The sequence below is a fragment of the Enterobacter sp. BNK-29 genome (assembly GCF_048684785.1).
GTDB classification, from domain to species: Bacteria; Pseudomonadota; Gammaproteobacteria; order Enterobacterales; family Enterobacteriaceae; genus Enterobacter; species Enterobacter cloacae_M.
In genome coordinates this window covers 505,598-524,805 of record NZ_JBLQTU010000001.1, presented here as the reverse complement: position 1 = coordinate 524,805, position 19,208 = coordinate 505,598, and the positions used below count along the sequence as shown (strand labels likewise).

Sequence of the window (19,208 nt, the reverse complement as noted above, 5' to 3'; positions counted from 1 at the left end):
ATTGTGTACCGTTCAGAGATAACCTGGTTTTACCCTGAGCGCTTAACGCCTCAGGGTACGATGCATGAAAGGAGAAAGTGCCATGCGTCTTTGTGATCGCGATATAGAAGCCTGGCTGGATGAAGGCCGTTTGTCTATTACCCCACGTCCACCCGTTGAGCGTATCAATGGCGTGACCGTTGATGTGCGGTTAGGTAATAAATTCCGCACCTTTAGCGGCCATACCGCACCGTTCATTGACCTTAGCGGGCCGAAGGACGAAGTCAGCGCCGCGCTCGATCGCGTGATGAGTGACGAAATCGTAATCGATGAAGGCGAAGCTTTTTATCTGCATCCAGGTGAACTGGCCCTGGCGGTGACGTTTGAATCCGTCACCCTGCCTCCGGACCTGGTTGGCTGGCTTGATGGTCGTTCTTCGCTGGCGCGACTGGGGCTGATGGTTCACGTGACCGCGCACCGAATCGATCCAGGCTGGTCGGGGCGTATCGTGCTGGAATTCTTCAATGCCGGTAAATTGCCGCTGGCGCTGCGCCCGGGCATGATGATCGGCGCGTTGAGCTTTGAACCGCTGTCTGGCCCGGCAGATCGTCCTTATAACCGTCGGCAGGACGCAAAATATCGCGATCAGCAGGGCGCGGTTGCCAGCCGTATTGATAAAGACTGAGCGTTAGCCCATTGAGGATGCCATGAGAAGAGTTCTGACAACGCTGATGATTTTGCTGGTGGTGCTGGTGGCTGGCCTTTCGGCGTTGGTTCTGCTGGTTAACCCCAACGATTTCCGCGCTTACATGGTGCGGCAGGTCGAGGCACGCAGTGGTTATCAACTGAAGCTTGACGGGCCGCTGCGCTGGCACGTCTGGCCGCAGCTCAGCATTCTCTCTGGTCGCATGTCGCTCACGGCGCCGGGGGCGGCCCAGCCGCTGGTGTCCGCAGACAACATGCGCCTTGATGTGGCGCTGTTCCCGCTCATTTCCCATCAGCTGCAGGTTAAGCAGGTGATGCTGAAAGGCGCGGTGATCCAGCTCACCCCGCAAACCGAAGCCGTGCGTGATGCCAGTGCGCCGGTTGCGCCGCGCGAAAATACTCTGCCTGATGATCCGTCCGATACCGGCTGGTCCTTTGATATCGGCAAGCTGAAAGTTGCCGATAGCGTGTTGGTTTTCCAGCATGAGCACCAGGAACAGGTGACCATTCGCAACATTAACCTGCAGATGGAACAGGATGCTCATCATCTTGCGTCGCTGGAATTTAGCGGGCGCGTAAACCGCGATCAGCGTGATTTGACCCTGTCGCTGAATGCTAATGTGAACGCCTCAGGCTATCCGCACCAGCTTACGGCCGACATCCAGCAGCTGAACTGGCAGCTGACGGGTGCCGATCTCCCCACCCAGGGGATAACCGGGCAGGGAACGCTGCAGGCCGTGTGGCGCGAAGAGCAAAAGCAGCTGGAGCTGGATAATCTCAACCTGCAGGCAAATGACAGTAGCCTGAAGGGGCAGGCGAGCGTCACGCTCGAAGAGAAGCCGAAGTGGGTGCTGAATCTGCAGTTTGACAAGCTCAACCTGGAAAATCTGCTGCCGCCTCTGCCCGCCAGCGCCACGGACAGCGATGCCACGCAGACGGGGCAAAGCCAGGCAACGGTATCACGTCCGGTAATCTCGTCTAATCTCGATCAGCCTGACTATAACGCCCTGCGCGGATTCACGGCGGATATTCTGCTGAAAGCCAATAGCCTGCGCTGGCGCGGCATTGATTTTACCGACGTGAGCAGCCAGATGTTTAACCATAACGGTTTGCTGGTGATCTCCGAGCTGAGCGGAAAGATGGGCGCAGGGAGCCTCTCGCTGCCCGGCACGCTGGACGTCCGTAAAGACGTTGCCACCGCCGAATTCCAGCCGCGTCTCGACAACGTTGAGATAGGCACCATCCTGAACGCGTTTAACTATCCGATATCCCTGACGGGGCAGTTGACGCTCGCGGGTGACTTCTCAGGCACGAAAATTGATGCCGATGCTTTCCGCCGCGAGTGGCAGGGGCAGGCGCATCTTGATCTGAAAAATTCCCGAATGGAAGGGCTTAACTTCCAGCAGCTGGTGCAGCAGGCGGTCGAGCGTAGCAGCGATGTGAAGGCCCAGGATAACTACGACAGCGCCACGCGCCTCGACAGCTTCACCACGGACCTGACGCTGGACAACGGACAACTTACTCTCGACGGAATGCAGGGTGCTTCTTCACTCTTATCAATGACCGGTGAAGGTAAGCTGGATCTGGTGAAAGAAACCGCGGACACGCGCTTTAACGTGCGCGTACTTTCCGGCTGGCAGGGTGAAAGCAAGCTCATCGACTTCCTGAAAGAGACGCCGGTCCCGCTGACCGTATACGGCAAATGGCAGGCCCTGAATTACCGTCTGGAGGTGGATCAGATCCTGCGTAAGCATCTGCAGGATGAAGCGAAACGTCGGCTTAGCGGCTGGGCGGAACGCAATAAAGATTCACAGGACGGTAAGGACGTTAAGAAGCTGCTGGATAAGCTTTGATGTCCGTTGCGCCGGGTGGCGTTGCGGCCTGATGCCCTCACCCCGGCCCTCTCCCACGGGAGAGGGAGCAAACACTAAAAACGGCAACCGGGTTGCCGTTTTGTTTTACCTAAACCTCAAAATCCAGTTCTTCCTCATCCCGCAGCGGAATGAGCTGAACCTTCTGCACGCGATGGTTTTCAATCTGCAGCGTTTTGAGCAGATAGTCGCCCACCTGAACTTCTTCCCCCGGCTGCGGGATACGCTGCAAATATTCCATCAGCAGGCCGGCAATAGTGTGATACTCCCGTTTTTCATCCAGCGGCAGCGGCACGTATTGCACCAGGTCTTCCAGCGGCATATGGCCGTTAGCGGTCCACGAACCGTCTGCGTTTTTCTGAATATCATGGCGGGCGTCAATCTCATCCACCTCGTTAGGCAGATTACCGGCGATGGTTTCCATTACGTCGCTGAGCGTGACCAGCCCTTCCACCGAACCAAACTCATCCACCACAAAGGCAAAGTGCGTGCGCGCGTTACGGAATTGCTCAAGGGCTGAAAGCAGCGGTAGCCCCTCAGGGAAGACCAGCGGCTGGCGTACCAGTATGCGCAGGTTGAGCGCCTCGCCGTGAAGCCGCTGCTGGAGAAGGTCAATAACGTGCACCACGCCCAGCAGCTCCTCTTCCTCTTCACCGCCGGTCACCACCACGCGGGTGTGCTGGTTTTTATCCAGCAGGGCGCGAATGTTCTCTTCCGGTGCCGTCAGGTCGATATGCTCAATATCGTGCCGCGAGGTCATGATGCTGCTGACCGTCCGCTGATTCAGATTAAGCACCCGCTCGATCATCCGTCGTTCCTGCGGGTCGAAGATCTGCCCGTCGCTGTGATCGGCCAGCATGGCGGAGGATTCGGCATCCAGCTCCGCATCCTCTTTCTTACCGCTTAGCAGGCGCATAACCGTGTCGGCCGTGCGCTGACGCAGGGTCTGATTCGCAGACAGGAAGCGGCGGCGGTTAAATATCGCCAGCTGGTTGAGCGCTTCAATCATGACGGAGAACCCAATGGCGGCGTACAGATAACCTTTCGGAATATGGAAGCCAAAACCGTCGGCCACCAGGCTAAAGCCAATCATCAGCAGGAAGCTCAGGCAGAGGATCACGATGGTCGGGTGACTGTTCACAAAGCGGGTCAGCGCCTTGCTGGCCATCACCATCAGCGTGATGGCAATAATTACCGCGGCCATCATCACCGCAAGGTGGTCCACCATCCCGACGGCGGTGATCACCGAGTCGAGAGAAAAGACCGCATCCAGCACCACGATTTGCGCCACTACCGGCCAGAATTTCGCCCCGCGGCGCTGGGTTGGGTTCTCGCTGTCTTTGCCCTCCAGCCGCTCGTTGAGCTCCACCGTGGCTTTGAACAGCAGGAACAACCCGCCGAAGAGCATGATCAGATCGCGGGCGCTAAAACTCAGACCGTGGATGGAGAACAGAGGCTGAGTGAGCGTCACCAGCCAGGAGATAGAGGCCAGCAGCAGTAACCGCATCACCATCGCCAGCAGCAGGCCCGTCACGCGCGCGCGGTCGCGCTGGGAAGGGGGAAGTTTTTCAGCGAGGATGGCGATAAAGAGCAGATTATCAATCCCGAGCACGAGCTCGATGACGACCAGCGTAACCAGCCCGGCCCAGATTGAGGGATCGGCAATCCATTCCATAGTAATAGCAATACCTTCTGTTATATGACGAATGTCACACTTCGATCATGGATAAAGCTGGGGGAAATTGCAATGCCGGGCTGAGATTTCTCTTAATACGACGGGTAAAAAAGAGAGCATTCTCAATAGGGTGTAAATAAGCGAAATACGTATATTTAATTACAAGGAATGCATTTTAGGATATATCGCAGGTAATGATTTTTACTCTTATTTTGTCAATATAAAGAAAATCCTAAAAGCTCAAAAATTTGCTCTTAATATTAATCTTAAAAACCAATATTAGGACAGTTGTCTCCTTGCCTGCTATTAGGTTAGCTGCAACAATTCTCCCAGCATCAAATGTTAAATCTCGGTGTTGCTATTAATGTTCGGTCTTCAGGGGTGGTTATTCATTATCCGTCGGGTTTCTCAAGCGACTGATATATTTCCAGAAGACCTTGCTCAAGAGGGTGTCTATCCATAACACATTGTTTAGTCAGTGGATTGGTAACTGAAAGCCAAGGGCGGTAGCGTGCCTGAAAGCGTGTGAATCAGCCTCGATTATTCTGTCAATAGCCAATGGATGAATAAGCTTTTTTTAGGACTGATGCCAGTTATATTTCTATTTGATTAACTGCATGCTGAAACCCAATACGACTCGAGCTTATTTAAATTGCACAGGATAATTACTCTGCCAAAGTGATAAATAATCAATGATGAAATCCAAAATGAAATTGATGCCATTATTGGTGTCTGTGACCTTGATGAGTGGTTGCACGGTCTTTCCCGGCAGCAATATGTCAACAATGGGTAAGGATGTGATCAAGCAACAGGATGCCGATTTTGATCTCGACAAAATGGTGAATGTTTATCCACTTACGCCTCGTCTGGTCGAACAATTACGTCCACGTCCGAATGTTGCCCAGCCGAATATGTCGCTGGACCAGGAAATTGCGTCCTACCAGTATCGCGTGGGGCCGGGTGACGTGATCAACGTGACCGTCTGGGACCACCCTGAACTGACCACGCCAGCGGGCCAGTACCGTAGCTCAAGCGACACCGGTAACTGGGTACAGTCAGATGGCACCATGTTCTATCCCTATATTGGTAAAGTCCATGTTGCAGGGAAAACGCTTGCCGAGATCCGTAGTGATATTACCGGCCGCTTAGCGCAGTACATCGCCGATCCGCAGGTGGACGTTAATATCGCCGCATTCCGCTCGCAAAAAGCCTATATCTCCGGCCAGGTGAACAAATCCGGCCAGCAGGCCATCACCAACGTTCCTCTGACCGTACTGGATGCCATCAACGCCGCGGGCGGGTTAACCGACGGCGCCGACTGGCGCAACGTCGTGCTCACCCACAACGGGAAGGAGCAGCGCATTTCGCTGCAGGCGCTGATGCAAAACGGCGATCTGACCCAGAACCGCCTGCTCTATCCGGGCGACATCCTCTACGTGCCGCGCAATGACGATCTGAAAGTCTTCGTGATGGGTGAAGTGAAGAAACAGAGCACCCTCAAAATGGACTTCAGCGGTATGACGCTGACCGAAGCGCTGGGCAATGCTGAGGGTATCGATCTGACGACCTCTAACGCGACCGGTATCTTCGTTATCCGTCCGCTGAAAGGTGAGGGCAGTGCGAAAGGCAAGATTGCCAACATCTACCAGCTGGATATGTCCGATGCGACCTCTCTGGTGATGGCAACGGAGTTCCGTCTCCAGCCATACGATGTGGTGTATGTCACCACCGCGCCGGTTGCCCGCTGGAACCGTCTGATCAACCAGTTGCTGCCAACCATCAGTGGCGTCCGCTACATGACGGATACGGCGCGCGACATTCATACCTGGTAATCCGCGATGTTTAACAAAATTCTGGTGGTATGCGTGGGGAACATTTGCCGTTCCCCTACGGCTGAACGGTTGTTGAAACACTACCAGCCCGAACTGACCGTTGATTCGGCAGGGCTGGGTGCACTGGTCGGTAAAGGTGCCGATGAGCGCGCTACGAGCGTGGCGCGGGATCATCACCTCTCCCTCGACGGCCACGTGGCCCGCCAGGTCACTGGCCGCATGTGCCGGGAGTATGACCTGATCCTGACGATGGAAAAACGCCATATTCATGCGCTGTGCGATATCGCTCCGGAGATGCGCGGCAAGGTGATGCTGTTTGGTCACTGGGACAATGAACGTGAAATCCCCGATCCGTATCGCAAAAGCCATGAGGCCTTTGAGGCGGTTTACACCTTACTTGACCAGTCTGCCCAACAGTGGGCGCAGGCACTGAAAGTTCAGCAGGGATAACAATGACAGAAAAAACAAGACCTTCTGCCGCCCCGACTTCGGGCAGTGATGAAATTGATATTGGGCGCCTGGTCGGCACTGTTGTAGAGGCAAAGTGGTGGGTGCTGGGCATTACCGCCGTGTTCGCCGCGGCGGCCGTCGTCTATACGCTGTTCGCCACCCCTATCTACAGCGCCGACGCGCTGGTGCAGATCGAGCAGAATACCGGCAACTCGCTGGTGCAGGACATTGGTTCCGCGCTGGCGAACAAACCGCCGGCATCCGACGCCGAAATTCAGCTCATCCAGTCACGCCTGGTGCTGGGTAAAACGGTTCACGACCTCGGGCTCGATATCTCCGTCACCAAAAATACCTTCCCGGTCTTTGGTGCCGGCTGGGATCGTCTGATGGGGCGCAACAACGACACGGTGAAAGTCACTGACTTCGTGCTGCCGAAAGGGGCAGGCGATCAGACGTTTACCCTGACGGTGCTTGGTCCGAAACAGTACCAGCTAACCAGCGACGCAGGTTTTAGCGCCCGTGGTGAAGTGGGGCAGATGCTGACCAAAGACGGCGTCAGCATGATGGTCAGCGCCATCAACGCTCAGGAGGGCGGTGAATTCACCGTCACCAAATTCTCCACTCTGGGGATGATCAACAATCTGCAAAACAACCTGACGGTCACCGAGAACGGTAAGGACACCGGCGTGCTGAGCATGACCTTTACCGGTGAAGATAAGGATCAAATCCGCGACATCCTGAACAGCATTACCCGTAACTATCTTGAGCAGAACGTTGAGCGTAAGTCGGCGGAAGCGGCGAAAAGCCTGGCCTTCCTCGCGAAACAGCTCCCGGAAGTGCGCGCCCATCTGGATGATGCCGAGAACAAGCTGAACGCCTATCGTCAGGATAAAGACTCCGTTGACCTGCCGCTGGAGGCGAAATCGGTCCTCGATTCGATGGTCAACATTGATGCGCAGCTCAACGAGCTGACCTTCAAAGAGGCGGAGATTTCCAAGCTTTATACCAAACGTCACCCGGCCTACCGCACGCTGCTTGAGAAACGCCGTACCCTGGAAGAGGAGAAGGCGAAGCTCAATGACCGCGTGACCGCGATGCCGAAAACGCAGCAGGAGATCGTGCGTCTGACCCGCGACGTGGAGTCCGGACAGCAGGTTTACATGCAGCTGCTGAACAAGCAGCAGGAGCTGAAAATCACCGAAGCCAGTACCGTCGGTGACGTGCGCATCGTCGACCCGGCTATTACCCAGCCCGGCGTGCTGAAGCCGAAGAAAGCGCTGATTATTCTCGGCAGCATTATTCTCGGCCTGATGCTCTCCATCGTGGGCGTGCTGCTGCGTTCGCTGTTCAACCGCGGTATCGAAAGCCCGCAGGTGCTGGAAGAGAGCGGTATCAACGTCTATGCCAGCATTCCGCTGTCCGAGTGGCAAAAATCCCGCGACAGCGTCAAAACCATCAAGGGCGTCAAGCGTTACAAACAGAGCCAGCTTCTGGCGGTGGGTAACCCGACCGACCTCGCTATCGAAGCGATCCGTAGCCTGCGTACCAGTCTGCACTTCGCCATGATGCAGGCCAAAAACAACGTCCTGATGTTAACCGGCGTGAGCCCGTCAATCGGTAAAACCTTCGTCTGCGCCAACCTGGCGGCGGTGGTTAGCCAGACCAACAAGCGCGTGCTGCTGATCGACTGCGATATGCGTAAGGGCTACACCCACGAACTGCTGGGCACCAACAACGTTAACGGTCTGTCGGAAATCCTGCTCGGCAAAGGTGAAATCAGCCAGAGCGCGAAACCCACAACGGTGCCGAAATTTGACCTGATCCCACGCGGTCAGGTGCCGCCTAACCCGTCCGAGCTGCTGATGAGCGAACGCTTCACCGAGCTGGTGGAGTGGGCGAGCAAAAATTACGACCTGGTGCTGATCGATACGCCGCCAATTCTGGCTGTGACCGACGCAGCCGTTGTTGGCCGCCACGCTGGCACCACGCTGATGGTGGCGCGTTACGCGGTGAACACCCTGAAAGAGGTGGAAACCAGCCTGAGCCGCTTCGAGCAGAACGGCATTGAGGTGAAAGGGGTGATCCTGAACTCCATCTTCCGCCGCGCGACCGGGTACCAGGATTACGGCTATTACGAGTACGAATATAAATCTGACAGTAAATAACAAAACACACCCCACCCCCCTCACCCTCTCCCCAAAGGGGAGAGGGGACTGTTCGGTGCGGGATTTGGGGGAGGAACGTAATGATAACCACTGGCTGCCTTTCACCCTCTCCCCTTTGGGGAGAGGGCCGGGGTGAGGGGAAAAGATGACCACACAACGCCCTTTAGTTTCAATCTATATGCCGACATGGAATCGTCAGCAGCTGGCGATCCGCGCAATCAAATCCGTCCTGCGACAGGATTACGATAACTGGGAGCTGATCATCGTTGATGACTGCTCTTCCTCGTATGAACAGCTGCATAAGTTTGTGACTGACCTTAACGACCCGCGGGTGGTCTATACGCATAACGCCATTAACTCCGGCGCATGCGCGGTGCGTAATCAGGCGATTATGCAGGCCAAAGGGCAGTATCTGACCGGGATCGACGACGATGACGAATGGACGCCGAACCGCCTGTCTATCTTCCTGTCGCATAAAGAACAGCTGGTTACCCACGCTTTCCTGTATGCCAACGACTATGTCTGCCAGGGCGAGGTTTACTCGCAGCCCGCGAGCCTGCCGCTGTATCCGAAATCGCCGTATTCTCGCCGCCTGTTCTACAAGCGCAACATTATTGGTAACCAGGTCTTCACCTGGGCGTGGCGCTTCAAAGAGTGTCTGTTCGATACCGAACTCAAGGCCGCGCAGGATTACGATATCTTCCTGCGCATGGTGGTGGAATACGGCGAGCCGTGGAAAGTGGAAGAGGCCACGCAGATCCTGCATATCAACCACGGGGAGATGCAAATCACCTCCTCGCCGAAGAAGTTCTCCGGCTACTTCCATTTTTACCGCAAGCACAAGGACAAATTTGACCGTGCCAGCCGTAAATATCAGCTCTTCACCCTCTATCAGATCCGCAATAAGCGCATGAACTGGCGCACGCTGCTGACGCTGCTGTCCGTGCGTAACGGCAAACGCCTGGCTGATGGACTTCGGGGGAAATAATGTTTCTGGAAGATTGCCGCGCTAACAGCTGGAGCCTGCGTCCGTGCTGCATGGTTCTGGCGTACCGCATCGCGCACTTTTGCTCGGTGTGGCGTAAGAAAAATGTGCTGAACAATATCTGGGCGGCGCCCGTGCTGGTGCTGTACCGCATCATTACCGAATGCTTTTTTGGCTATGAAATTCAGGCTGCTGCCACCATTGGCCGCCGCTTTACCATCCACCACGGCTATGCGGTGGTGATCAACAAGTTTGTGGTCGCCGGGGATGATTTCACCATTCGTCATGCGGTCACCATTGGCAACCGCGGGCCTGACAGCCTGGCCTGCCCGGTCATCGGCAACAACGTCGAGCTGGGCGCGAACGTGGTAATCATCGGTGACATTACGATTGGTAATAACGTCACGATTGGTGCTGGCAGCGTGGTGCTGGACAGCATTCCGGATAACGCGCTGGTGGTGGGAGAAAAAGCCCGCGTGAAGGTGATTAAATGAACATTCTGCAATTTAACGTACGCCTCGCAGAAGGCGGAGCGGCGGGCGTGGCCCTCGATTTACACCAGCGCGCGCTGCAAAAAGGACTTCAGTCTCGCTTTATTTACGGCTACGGCAAAGGCGGCAAGAAAAGCGTCAGTCACGATAACTTCCCGCAGGTGCACAAGCACACGCCGCGTCTGACCTCGATTGCCAACATTGCGCTGTTCCGTCTGTTCAACCGCGATCTGTTTGGCAACCTGAACAACCTTTACCGCACCGTGACGCGCACGACCGGCCCGGTTGTGCTGCATTTTCACGTGCTGCACAGCTACTGGCTGAATCTGGAAGAGGTGGTGGCGTTTTGCCAGAAGGTGCAGGCCCATAAGCCCGACACCCGCTTTGTCTGGACGCTGCACGATCACTGGAGCGTGACCGGACGCTGCGCCTTTACCGACGGCTGCGAAGGCTGGAAAGATAACTGCCAGAAGTGTCCGACGTTAAGCAACTACCCGCCGGTGAAGGTGGATCGCGCGCATCAGCTGGTGGCCGGAAAGCGTCAGCTGTTCCGCGACATGCTCTCGCTCGGCTGTACGTTTATCTCCCCGAGCCAGCACGTGGCCGATGCCTTCAACAGCCTGTACGGGGCAGGGCGCTGTCAGATTATCAACAACGGCATCGACGTAGCGACGGAAGCCATTCTTGCCGAGCTGACCCCGGTGGCCGAAACCGCGGGCAAACCGAAAATCGCTATCGTTGCGCATGATCTGCGTTACGACGGTAAAACCAACCAGCAGCTGGTGCGCGACATGATGGCGCTGGGTGACAAGATAGAGCTTCACACCTTCGGCAAGTTTTCGCCGTTCGAAGGGGCCAACGTGGTGAACCACGGGTTTGAGACCGACAAGCGCAAGCTGATGAGCGCGCTGAATGAAATGGACGCCCTGGTGTTCAGCTCCCGCGTGGATAACTACCCGCTGATCCTCTGCGAAGCGCTCTCAATCGGCGTGCCGGTGATCGCCACCCACAGCGATGCGGCGCGTGAAGTGCTGGAAAAGTCCGGCGGGAAAACCTTCACGGAGCAGGAGGTCCTGCCCCTGGTGCAGCTGCCGAAGGCGCAGATTGCTGAGATCGTTTTTGGCACGGACCTTGAATCGTTCCGCAACCGCAGCCGCAAGGCCTACAGTGGACAACAGATGCTGGAGGAATATGTCTCGTTCTATCAGAATCTGTAGTTATCTGCTGCTGCCGCTGATCTACCTGCTGGTCAACGTCAAAATTGCCCAGCTCGGCGAAAGCTTCCCGATAACCATCGTGACCTTCCTGCCCGTTCTGCTTCTGCTGTATGTCGATAAAATCAACCTCAAGAAGCTGATGATTGCCTTAGGGCTGGGCACGGGCCTGACGCTGTTTAACTACATCTTTGGCCAGTCGCTGGATGCCAGTAAATACGTCACGTCGACCATGCTGTTTGTTTATATTGTCATTATTATCGGTATGGTCTGGAGTATTCGGTTTAAAACTATTTCTCCGCACAATTATCGGAAAATCCTTAGGTTCTTTTATATTGCCGTTGCGTTAATTGTTATGCTTGCCGCACTGGAGATGGCGCAAATTATTCTCACCGGCGGCAGCAGCCTGATGGAGATAATTTCGAAATATCTCATTTACAGTAACAGCTATGTATTGAACTTCATCAAGTTTGGCGGGAAGCGTACTACGGCCCTCTATTTTGAACCGGCGTTTTTCGCTCTGGCGTTAATCTCAATTTGGCTCAGCATCAAACAGTTTGGTATCAAAACGCCTAAGACCGATGCTATGATTCTTGCAGGAATTGTTCTGTCTGGATCGTTCTCAGGGGTAATGACATTTATCCTGTTTTACCTGCTGGAGTGGGCGTTCCAGTACCTGAACAAAGATGCGATTAAGAAAAAACTGCCGCTGGCGATTATCTCCCTGACGGTATTTATGGTAGGCGTGATATTTGCCTTCCCGTACATCTCAGAACGTCTGGGTGATTTGGGAACGGAAGGGTCTTCGTCCTATTATCGCATCATTGGGCCACTGGTGATGGTGGGTTATTCCTTAACCCATATTGATGGGGTAGTAAGATTCGGCTCACTTTACGAATATGTTGCATCATTCGGAATCTTTAACGGTGCGGACGTCGGTAAAACCATAGACAATGGTCTGTATCTGTTAATTATTTATTTTTCGTGGTTCGCCGTACTGTTGACCCTGTGGTATCTGTTTAAAGTTTTCAAAATGATGATTAACGCGTTTGGTGATAACCAGAACTTTCGCGTTCAGCTTTATCTGTTTACTCCGGTGTCGCTGTTTTTTACCGGGTCAATATTTAGCCCGGAATATGCTTTCTTGATTGTCTGTCCGTTTATTTTGCGCAAGGCGCTTAATATTACGAACGTATGACGAAATGAGGTGATTTATGTTTCTTAGCGTCATTACTGTCGCTTTTCGTAATTACGAAGGGGTGGTAAAAACCTGGCGCTCGCTGCGCAACCTGGCGCGCGATCCAAGCCTCACCTTTGAGTGGATTGTGGTCGACGGCGGCTCGAACGATGGCACGGCGGAGTTTCTGGAAAAACTCAACGGTGAGTTCAACTTACGCTACATCAGCGAGAAAGATAAAGGCATCTATGATGCGATGAATAAAGGCATCAGCATGGCGCAAGGCCGTTATGCCATATTCCTGAACTCGGGCGACATTTTCCATGATGACGTGGCGCTGTTTGCCCGTCAGCTGGCTCGCCAGAAAGAGGACGCCATGTATATTGGCGATGCGCTGCTCGATTTTGGCGACGGACATAAAGTGTGCCGCAGCGCGAAGCCAGGCTGGTATATCTACCACAGCTTGCCGGCCAGCCACCAGGCCATTTTCTTCCCGGTAAAGGGTCTGAAAAAACAGCCTTACGATTTGCAGTATAAAGTGTCTTCCGATTATGCGCTGGCAGCCAGCCTGTATAAATCTGGTTACCCGTTCCGTCGAATTAAAGGGCTGGTGTCTGAATTCTCAATGGGCGGCGTGTCAACGTCTAATAATCTGGAATTGTGCCAGGATGCCAAAAACGTACAGCGTAAAATATTACGCGTGCCGGGGTTCTGGGCGGAATTATCTTATTTATTACGCCTGCGTACCACAGGCAAAACGAAAACCTTATATAACAAAGCCTGAATATAAGGAAACGCAATGCAGGATTTAAAAGGTTTCTCCGTGCCGAAAGGTTTTCGGGGCGGGAACGGTATTAAGGTACAGCTGTGGTGGGCCGTTCAGGCAACCTTATTTGCCTGGTCGCCGCAAATAATGTACCGCTGGCGAGCTTTTTTGTTGCGCCTGTTTGGCGCAAAAATCGGAAAAAACGTAGTCATCCGACCTTCTGTGAAAATTACCTATCCGTGGAAATTAACGCTGGGGGATTACGCATGGGTTGGGGATGACGCGGTGTTATATACCCTTGGCGAAATAACGATTGGCGCAAATTCGGTGGTTTCACAGAAATGTTATTTGTGCACCGGCAGCCACGACTTTATGAGTCAGTATTTTGATATTACCGCTTCGCCTGTTGTGATCGGCGAAAAATGCTGGCTGGCAACGGATGTTTTTGTTGCACCGGGTGTTTCTGTTGGCGATGGCACGGTAGTCGGTGCCCGCAGCAGCGTTTTTAAATCGCTACCGGCAAATAAAGTTTGCCGTGGCAACCCCGCAGTGGTGATACGCGAACGCGTTGAAACTGATTAAATTCATAAGTAGAGGAATATAAACATGTCTAAAGTCGCTCTCATCACCGGCGTTACCGGGCAGGATGGTTCTTACCTGGCAGAGTTCCTGCTGGAAAAAGGTTACGAAGTGCACGGTATTAAACGTCGTGCGTCTTCTTTCAACACCGAACGTGTGGATCATATCTATCAGGATCCTCACGCGGCGAACCCGAAATTCCACCTGCACTACGGCGACCTGACCGATACCTCCAACCTGACCCGTATCCTGCAGGAAGTTCAGCCGGATGAAGTCTACAACCTGGGCGCGATGAGCCACGTAGCGGTCTCCTTCGAATCCCCGGAATACACCGCCGACGTTGATGCCATGGGTACGCTGCGTCTGCTGGAAGCGATCCGCTTCCTCGGCCTTGAGAAGAAAACTCGCTTCTACCAGGCGTCCACCTCCGAGCTGTACGGCCTGGTGCAGGAAATCCCACAGAAAGAGACCACGCCGTTCTACCCGCGCTCTCCGTATGCGGTAGCAAAACTGTACGCCTACTGGATCACCGTGAACTACCGTGAATCCTACGGCATGTACGCCTGTAACGGCATCCTGTTCAACCACGAATCTCCGCGTCGCGGCGAAACCTTCGTGACCCGCAAAATCACCCGCGCTATCGCCAACATCGCACAGGGTCTGGAGTCTTGCCTGCACCTCGGCAACATGGATTCCCTGCGTGACTGGGGCCATGCCAAAGACTACGTGAAAATGCAGTGGATGATGCTGCAGCAGGAACAGCCAGAAGACTTCGTCATCGCGACCGGCGTGCAGTACTCCGTACGTCAGTTCGTTGAAATGGCCGCGGCACAGCTGGGCATCAAACTGCGCTTCGAAGGTACCGGCGTGGAAGAGAAAGGTATCGTGGTTTCCGTGACCGGCCACGACGCTCCGGGCGTGAAGCCAGGCGACGTGATTGTCCAGGTTGACCCGCGCTACTTCCGTCCTGCTGAAGTGGAAACCCTGCTGGGCGACCCAACTAAAGCGCACGAGAAGCTGGGCTGGAAACCAGAAATCACTCTGCAGGAGATGGTTTCCGAGATGGTAGCCAAAGATCTTGAAGCAGCGAAAAAACACTCCCTGCTCAAGTCTCATGGCTACGAGGTTGCCATCGCGCTGGAGTCCTGAGAATGACAAAACAACGTATTTTTGTCGCCGGTCATCGCGGAATGGTGGGTTCCGCGATTGTTCGCCAGCTGGAGCAGCGCGGTGACGTCGAAGTGGTTGTCCGCACGCGCGACGAGCTGAACCTGCTCGACAGCCGCGCGGTACAGGACTTCTTTGCTAACGAACGCATTGACCAGGTGTATCTGGCCGCGGCGAAGGTGGGCGGCATTGTCGCTAACAACACCTACCCGGCTGATTTCATCTACGAAAACATGATGATCGAGAGCAACATCATTCACGCTGCGCATCTGCACAACGTGAATAAGCTGCTGTTCCTCGGGTCGTCCTGTATTTACCCGAAAATGGCGAAACAGCCGATCGCCGAGAGCGAACTGCTGCAGGGCACGCTGGAGGCCACCAACGAGCCGTACGCGATTGCCAAGATTGCCGGGATCAAGCTGTGCGAGTCCTACAACCGTCAGTACAACCGCGACTATCGTTCGGTGATGCCGACCAACCTGTACGGACCGCACGACAACTTCCACCCGAGCAACTCGCACGTGATCCCGGCGCTGCTGCGCCGCTTCCACGAGGCGACCGCCGAGAACGCGCCGGACGTGGTGGTGTGGGGCAGCGGTACGCCGATGCGTGAATTCCTGCACGTGGACGACATGGCTGCCGCCAGCATTCACGTGATGGAGCTGGATCGCGAGGTGTGGCAGGAGAACACCGAGCCGATGCTGTCGCACATCAACGTTGGTACCGGCGTGGACTGCACCATTCGCGAGCTGGCGCAAACCATCGCGCAGGTAGTGGGCTACAAAGGCCGCGTGGTGTTTGACGCGACGAAACCGGACGGCACGCCGCGCAAGCTGCTGGACGTGACCCGTCTGCATCAGCTGGGCTGGTATCACGAGGTGTCACTGGAGCAGGGGCTGGCCAGTACCTACCAGTGGTTCCTGGAAAACCAGCACCGCTTCCGGGGGTAACGATGTTTTTAAGTCAGGAAGATTTTGCCACGGTAGTGCGTTCGACTCCGCTCATCTCAATTGATTTGATCGTGGAGAACGAACGCGGCGAGTTCTTGCTGGGGAAACGAACCAACCGTCCTGCACAGGGCTTCTGGTTCGTGCCCGGCGGGCGCGTGCAGAAGGATGAGCGGCTCAGCGATGCGTTTGAGCGTCTCACTCTGGCGGAACTGGGCCTGCAGCTGCCGATGGCAGCGGGCCAGTTTTACGGGGTCTGGCAGCACTTCTATGACGATAACTTTTCAGGCACCGGGTTCACCACGCACTACATCGTGCTGGGGTTCCGCCTGAAGGTGAGTGAGGCAGACCTGCGTCTGCCTGATTCTCAGCATGACGACTACCGCTGGCAGACGCCAGAGGCGCTGCTTGCCAGCGACAATGTGCATGACAACAGTCGTGCCTATTTCCTGGCTGAACGTCAGGCCGAGGTGCCGGGCATATGAAGATCCTCGTATACGGAATCAACTACTCGCCGGAATTAACCGGCATCGGGAAATACACCGGCGAGATGGTCGAGTGGATGGCGAGCCAGGGACATGACGTGCGGGTCATTACCGCGCCGCCGTACTACCCGGAGTGGAAAGTCGGGGAGCGCTACTCAAGCTGGCGTTACCGTCGAGAAGAGGGCGCAGCGACCGTCTGGCGCTGCCCGCTGTATGTGCCTAAGCAGCCCTCAACTCTGAAACGGTTACTTCATCTGGGCAGCTTTGCCCTGAGCAGTTTCTTCCCGCTGATGGCGCAGCGTCGCTGGAAGCCGGATCGCATCATCGGCGTGGTGCCGACGCTGTTTTGCACGCCGGGCATGCGCCTGCTGGGCAAACTCTCCGGCGCGCGCACTCTGCTGCACATACAGGATTACGAAGTTGACGCCATGCTGGGCCTGGGGATGGCAGGCAAAAGTAAAGGCGGCAAGGTCGCGAAGCTCGCCAGCGCGTTTGAGCGCAGCGGCCTGCACAACGTTGATTACGTCTCGACTATCTCGCGCTCGATGATGAACAAGGCGCAGGAGAAGGGCGTCCCGGCGGAGAAAGTCATTTTCTTCCCGAACTGGTCAGAAGTGGCGCGTTTTCGCGATGTGACTGAGCAGGACGCTCATGCCCTGCGCGCGCAGCTCGGTTTGCCTGAAGATCAAAAAATCATTCTTTACTCAGGCAACATCGGCGAAAAGCAGGGGCTGGAAAGCGTGATTGAAGCGGCCCAGCTGCTGAGTGAACATCCGTGGACGTTTGTGATTGTCGGGCAGGGCGGTGGAAAGGCGCGGCTGGAAAAAATGGCCGGGGAACGCGGCCTGACCAACGTGAAATTTTTCCCGCTTCAGTCTTACGAGGCATTGCCTGCGCTGCTGAAGATGGGCGACTGCCATCTGGTGGTGCAAAAACGCGGCGCCGCGGACGCGGTGCTGCCGTCCAAGCTGACCAACATTCTGGCAGTGGGCGGTAACGCGGTGATCACGGCAGAAGCCGAAACAGAATTAGGCCAGCTGTGTGACAGCTATCCGGGGATTGCCGTGTGCGTGGAGCCGGAATCGGTCCCGGCGCTGGTAACCGGAATTGAGCAAGCGCTTGCCATGCCAAAAGTGAACACGGTGGCACGTGAATATGCCGAACGCACGCTCGAGAAAGAGAACGTGCTGAGCCAATTTATTACAGATATACGGGGATAAATCATGAGTCAAACCACTTTGTATCCGGTTGTGATGGCTGGTGGCTCTGGTAGCCGGTTGTGGCCGCTGTCCCGCGTGCTCTATCCAAAACAGTTCCTCTGCCTGAAAGGGGATCTCACCATGCTGCAGACGACGGTAAACCGTCTGCACGGCGTGGAGTGTGAAAGCCCGGTGGTGATCTGTAACGAACAGCACCGCTTTATTGTTGCCGAGCAGCTGCGCCAGCTGAATAAGCTCACCGAAAACATCATCCTGGAGCCTGCCGGACGCAATACCGCGCCCGCGATCGCCCTGGCGGCGCTGGCGGCAAAACGCAGCAGCCCGGACTGTGACCCGCTGATGCTGGTCCTGGCGGCAGACCACGTTATCCAGCAGGAAGACGCCTTCCGCGACGCGGTGCGTGCGGCGATCCCTTACGCCGAGAGCGGCAAGCTGGTGACCTTCGGCATCGTGCCGGATCTGCCGGAAACCGGCTATGGCTATATTCGTCGCGGCAGCGTGACGCCGGGTGAAGGTGACAGCGTGGCGTTCGACGTGGCGCAGTTTGTTGAAAAACCGAATCTGGAAACCGCGCAGGCGTATGTCGCCAGCGGTGAGTATTACTGGAACAGCGGGATGTTCCTGTTCCGCGCCGGACGCTACCTGGAAGAGCTGCGTAAATACCGCCCGGATATTCTGAACGCCTGCGAGAAAGCGATGGCGGTGGTGGACCCGGATCTCGACTTCATCCGCGTGGATGAAGAGGCGTTCCTCGCCTGCCCGGAAGAGTCCATTGACTATGCGGTGATGGAACGTACGGCGGACGCCGTCGTGGTACCGATGGATGCGGGCTGGAGCGATGTCGGCTCCTGGTCCTCCCTGTGGGAGATCAGCGCCCATACCCCGGAGGGTAACGTCCACCACGGCGATGTTATTAGCCACAAAACGGAAAACAGCTACGTCTACGCCGAGTCCGGCCTGGTGACCACGGTCGGGGTGAAGGATCTGGTGGTTGTCCAGACCAAGGACGCCGTGCTGATTGCCGACCGTAACGCCGTGCAGGACGTTAAAAAAGTGGTTGAACAAATTAAGGCCGATGGCCGTCACGAGCACCATATTCACCGTGAAGTCTACCGTCCGTGGGGGAAATATGACTCCATTGACTCCGGTGATCGCTACCAGGTGAAACGCATCACCGTGAAGCCGGGCGAGGGGCTGTCGGTGCAGATGCACCATCACCGCGCCGAGCACTGGGTGGTGGTTGCGGGTACCGCTAAAGTCACTATCGACGGTGAAGTCAAACTGCTGGGTGAAAACGAGTCCATTTATATTCCGCTGGGGGCGACGCACTGTCTGGAGAACCCGGGGAAAATTCCTCTCGACTTAATTGAGGTGCGCTCCGGCTCGTATCTGGAAGAGGACGATATCGTGCGCTTCCAGGACCGCTACGGGCGGGTGTAGCACTCTGCATTATGCCCGGTGGCGCTGCGCTTACCGGGCCTGCGAATGACAAAAAATCAA

17 protein-coding genes are annotated in these 19,208 nt (G+C 55.5%); 16 read left to right on the top strand and 1 reads right to left on the bottom strand.

All coding sequences use genetic code 11. The features are described from left to right. The first annotated feature begins 82 nt into the window (after positions 1–82). The gene (gene dcd / locus ACMGGX_RS02505; RefSeq protein WP_023312408.1) at positions 83–664 is read left to right on the top strand and encodes a dCTP deaminase; all 582 of its coding nucleotides are present in this window, start codon (positions 83–85) and stop codon (positions 662–664) included. A 22-nt stretch (positions 665–686) separates the two neighbouring features. Further along, positions 687–2,537: an outer membrane assembly protein AsmA gene (gene asmA / locus ACMGGX_RS02500; RefSeq protein ID WP_348561465.1), complete on the top strand. Its 1,851-nt coding sequence runs from the start codon at positions 687–689 to the stop codon at positions 2,535–2,537. 109 nt (positions 2,538–2,646) lie between these two features. Here the strand turns inward: asmA and ACMGGX_RS02495 are convergent, their stop codons facing one another. Next, the gene (locus ACMGGX_RS02495; RefSeq protein WP_420297999.1) at positions 2,647–4,230 is read right to left on the bottom strand and encodes a TerC family protein; all 1,584 of its coding nucleotides are present in this window, start codon (positions 4,228–4,230) and stop codon (positions 2,647–2,649) included. A gap of 692 nt (positions 4,231–4,922) precedes the next feature. Between ACMGGX_RS02495 and ACMGGX_RS02490 the strand changes: the two genes are divergently transcribed. The 14 genes from ACMGGX_RS02490 (at position 4,923) to cpsB (ending at position 19,148) form a co-directional block, all read left to right on the top strand. After that, entirely contained in the window at positions 4,923–6,062 is a 1,140-nt protein-coding gene (locus tag ACMGGX_RS02490) for a polysaccharide export protein (protein ID WP_014170829.1), read from the top strand. A 6-nt stretch (positions 6,063–6,068) separates the two neighbouring features. Further along, positions 6,069–6,512: a low molecular weight protein-tyrosine-phosphatase Wzb gene (gene wzb / locus ACMGGX_RS02485; protein WP_023312405.1), complete on the top strand. Its 444-nt coding sequence runs from the start codon at positions 6,069–6,071 to the stop codon at positions 6,510–6,512. A 2-nt stretch (positions 6,513–6,514) separates the two neighbouring features. Continuing rightward, positions 6,515–8,677, top strand: coding sequence for a tyrosine-protein kinase Wzc (gene wzc / locus ACMGGX_RS02480; protein WP_064672803.1), 2,163 nt, complete (start codon positions 6,515–6,517; stop codon positions 8,675–8,677). Between the two features lie 145 nt (positions 8,678–8,822). Then, complete coding sequence (gene wcaA, locus ACMGGX_RS02475; RefSeq protein WP_420297998.1) at positions 8,823–9,665, top strand: colanic acid biosynthesis glycosyltransferase WcaA; 843 nt, start codon at positions 8,823–8,825, stop codon at positions 9,663–9,665. Further along, positions 9,665–10,156 (top strand): colanic acid biosynthesis acetyltransferase WcaB, encoded by a 492-nt coding sequence (gene wcaB, locus ACMGGX_RS02470; protein ID WP_023312402.1) that lies wholly within the window; start codon positions 9,665–9,667, stop codon positions 10,154–10,156. The genes wcaA and wcaB overlap by 1 nt, the downstream gene beginning before the upstream one ends. Then, positions 10,153–11,370, top strand: a complete 1,218-nt coding sequence (gene wcaC, locus ACMGGX_RS02465; RefSeq protein WP_032658829.1) for a colanic acid biosynthesis glycosyltransferase WcaC — start codon at positions 10,153–10,155, stop codon at positions 11,368–11,370. The genes wcaB and wcaC overlap by 4 nt, the downstream gene beginning before the upstream one ends. Beyond that, the gene (gene wcaD, locus ACMGGX_RS02460; protein ID WP_029742034.1) at positions 11,345–12,565 is read left to right on the top strand and encodes a colanic acid polymerase WcaD; all 1,221 of its coding nucleotides are present in this window, start codon (positions 11,345–11,347) and stop codon (positions 12,563–12,565) included. Before wcaC ends, wcaD begins: the two co-directional genes overlap by 26 nt. A 16-nt stretch (positions 12,566–12,581) precedes the next feature. Beyond that, positions 12,582–13,328, top strand: a complete 747-nt coding sequence (wcaE, locus tag ACMGGX_RS02455) for a colanic acid biosynthesis glycosyltransferase WcaE (RefSeq protein WP_029742033.1) — start codon at positions 12,582–12,584, stop codon at positions 13,326–13,328. 15 nt (positions 13,329–13,343) lie between these two features. Continuing rightward, positions 13,344–13,892, top strand: a complete 549-nt coding sequence (gene wcaF / locus ACMGGX_RS02450; RefSeq protein WP_420297997.1) for a colanic acid biosynthesis acetyltransferase WcaF — start codon at positions 13,344–13,346, stop codon at positions 13,890–13,892. A gap of 24 nt (positions 13,893–13,916) precedes the next feature. Then, positions 13,917–15,038, top strand: a complete 1,122-nt coding sequence (gene gmd, locus ACMGGX_RS02445) for a GDP-mannose 4,6-dehydratase (protein ID WP_014884502.1) — start codon at positions 13,917–13,919, stop codon at positions 15,036–15,038. Positions 15,039–15,040: 2 nt separating this feature from the next. Continuing rightward, positions 15,041–16,006, top strand: coding sequence for a GDP-L-fucose synthase (gene fcl / locus ACMGGX_RS02440; RefSeq protein WP_013097874.1), 966 nt, complete (start codon positions 15,041–15,043; stop codon positions 16,004–16,006). A 2-nt stretch (positions 16,007–16,008) separates the two neighbouring features. Then, complete coding sequence (locus ACMGGX_RS02435; protein ID WP_039263102.1) at positions 16,009–16,488, top strand: GDP-mannose mannosyl hydrolase; 480 nt, start codon at positions 16,009–16,011, stop codon at positions 16,486–16,488. Next, positions 16,485–17,708 (top strand): colanic acid biosynthesis fucosyltransferase WcaI, encoded by a 1,224-nt coding sequence (wcaI, locus tag ACMGGX_RS02430; RefSeq protein WP_023312397.1) that lies wholly within the window; start codon positions 16,485–16,487, stop codon positions 17,706–17,708. Before ACMGGX_RS02435 ends, wcaI begins: the two co-directional genes overlap by 4 nt. A gap of 3 nt (positions 17,709–17,711) precedes the next feature. Then, positions 17,712–19,148 (top strand): mannose-1-phosphate guanyltransferase, encoded by a 1,437-nt coding sequence (gene cpsB / locus ACMGGX_RS02425; RefSeq protein WP_023336268.1) that lies wholly within the window; start codon positions 17,712–17,714, stop codon positions 19,146–19,148. Positions 19,149–19,208 lie beyond the last annotated feature (60 nt).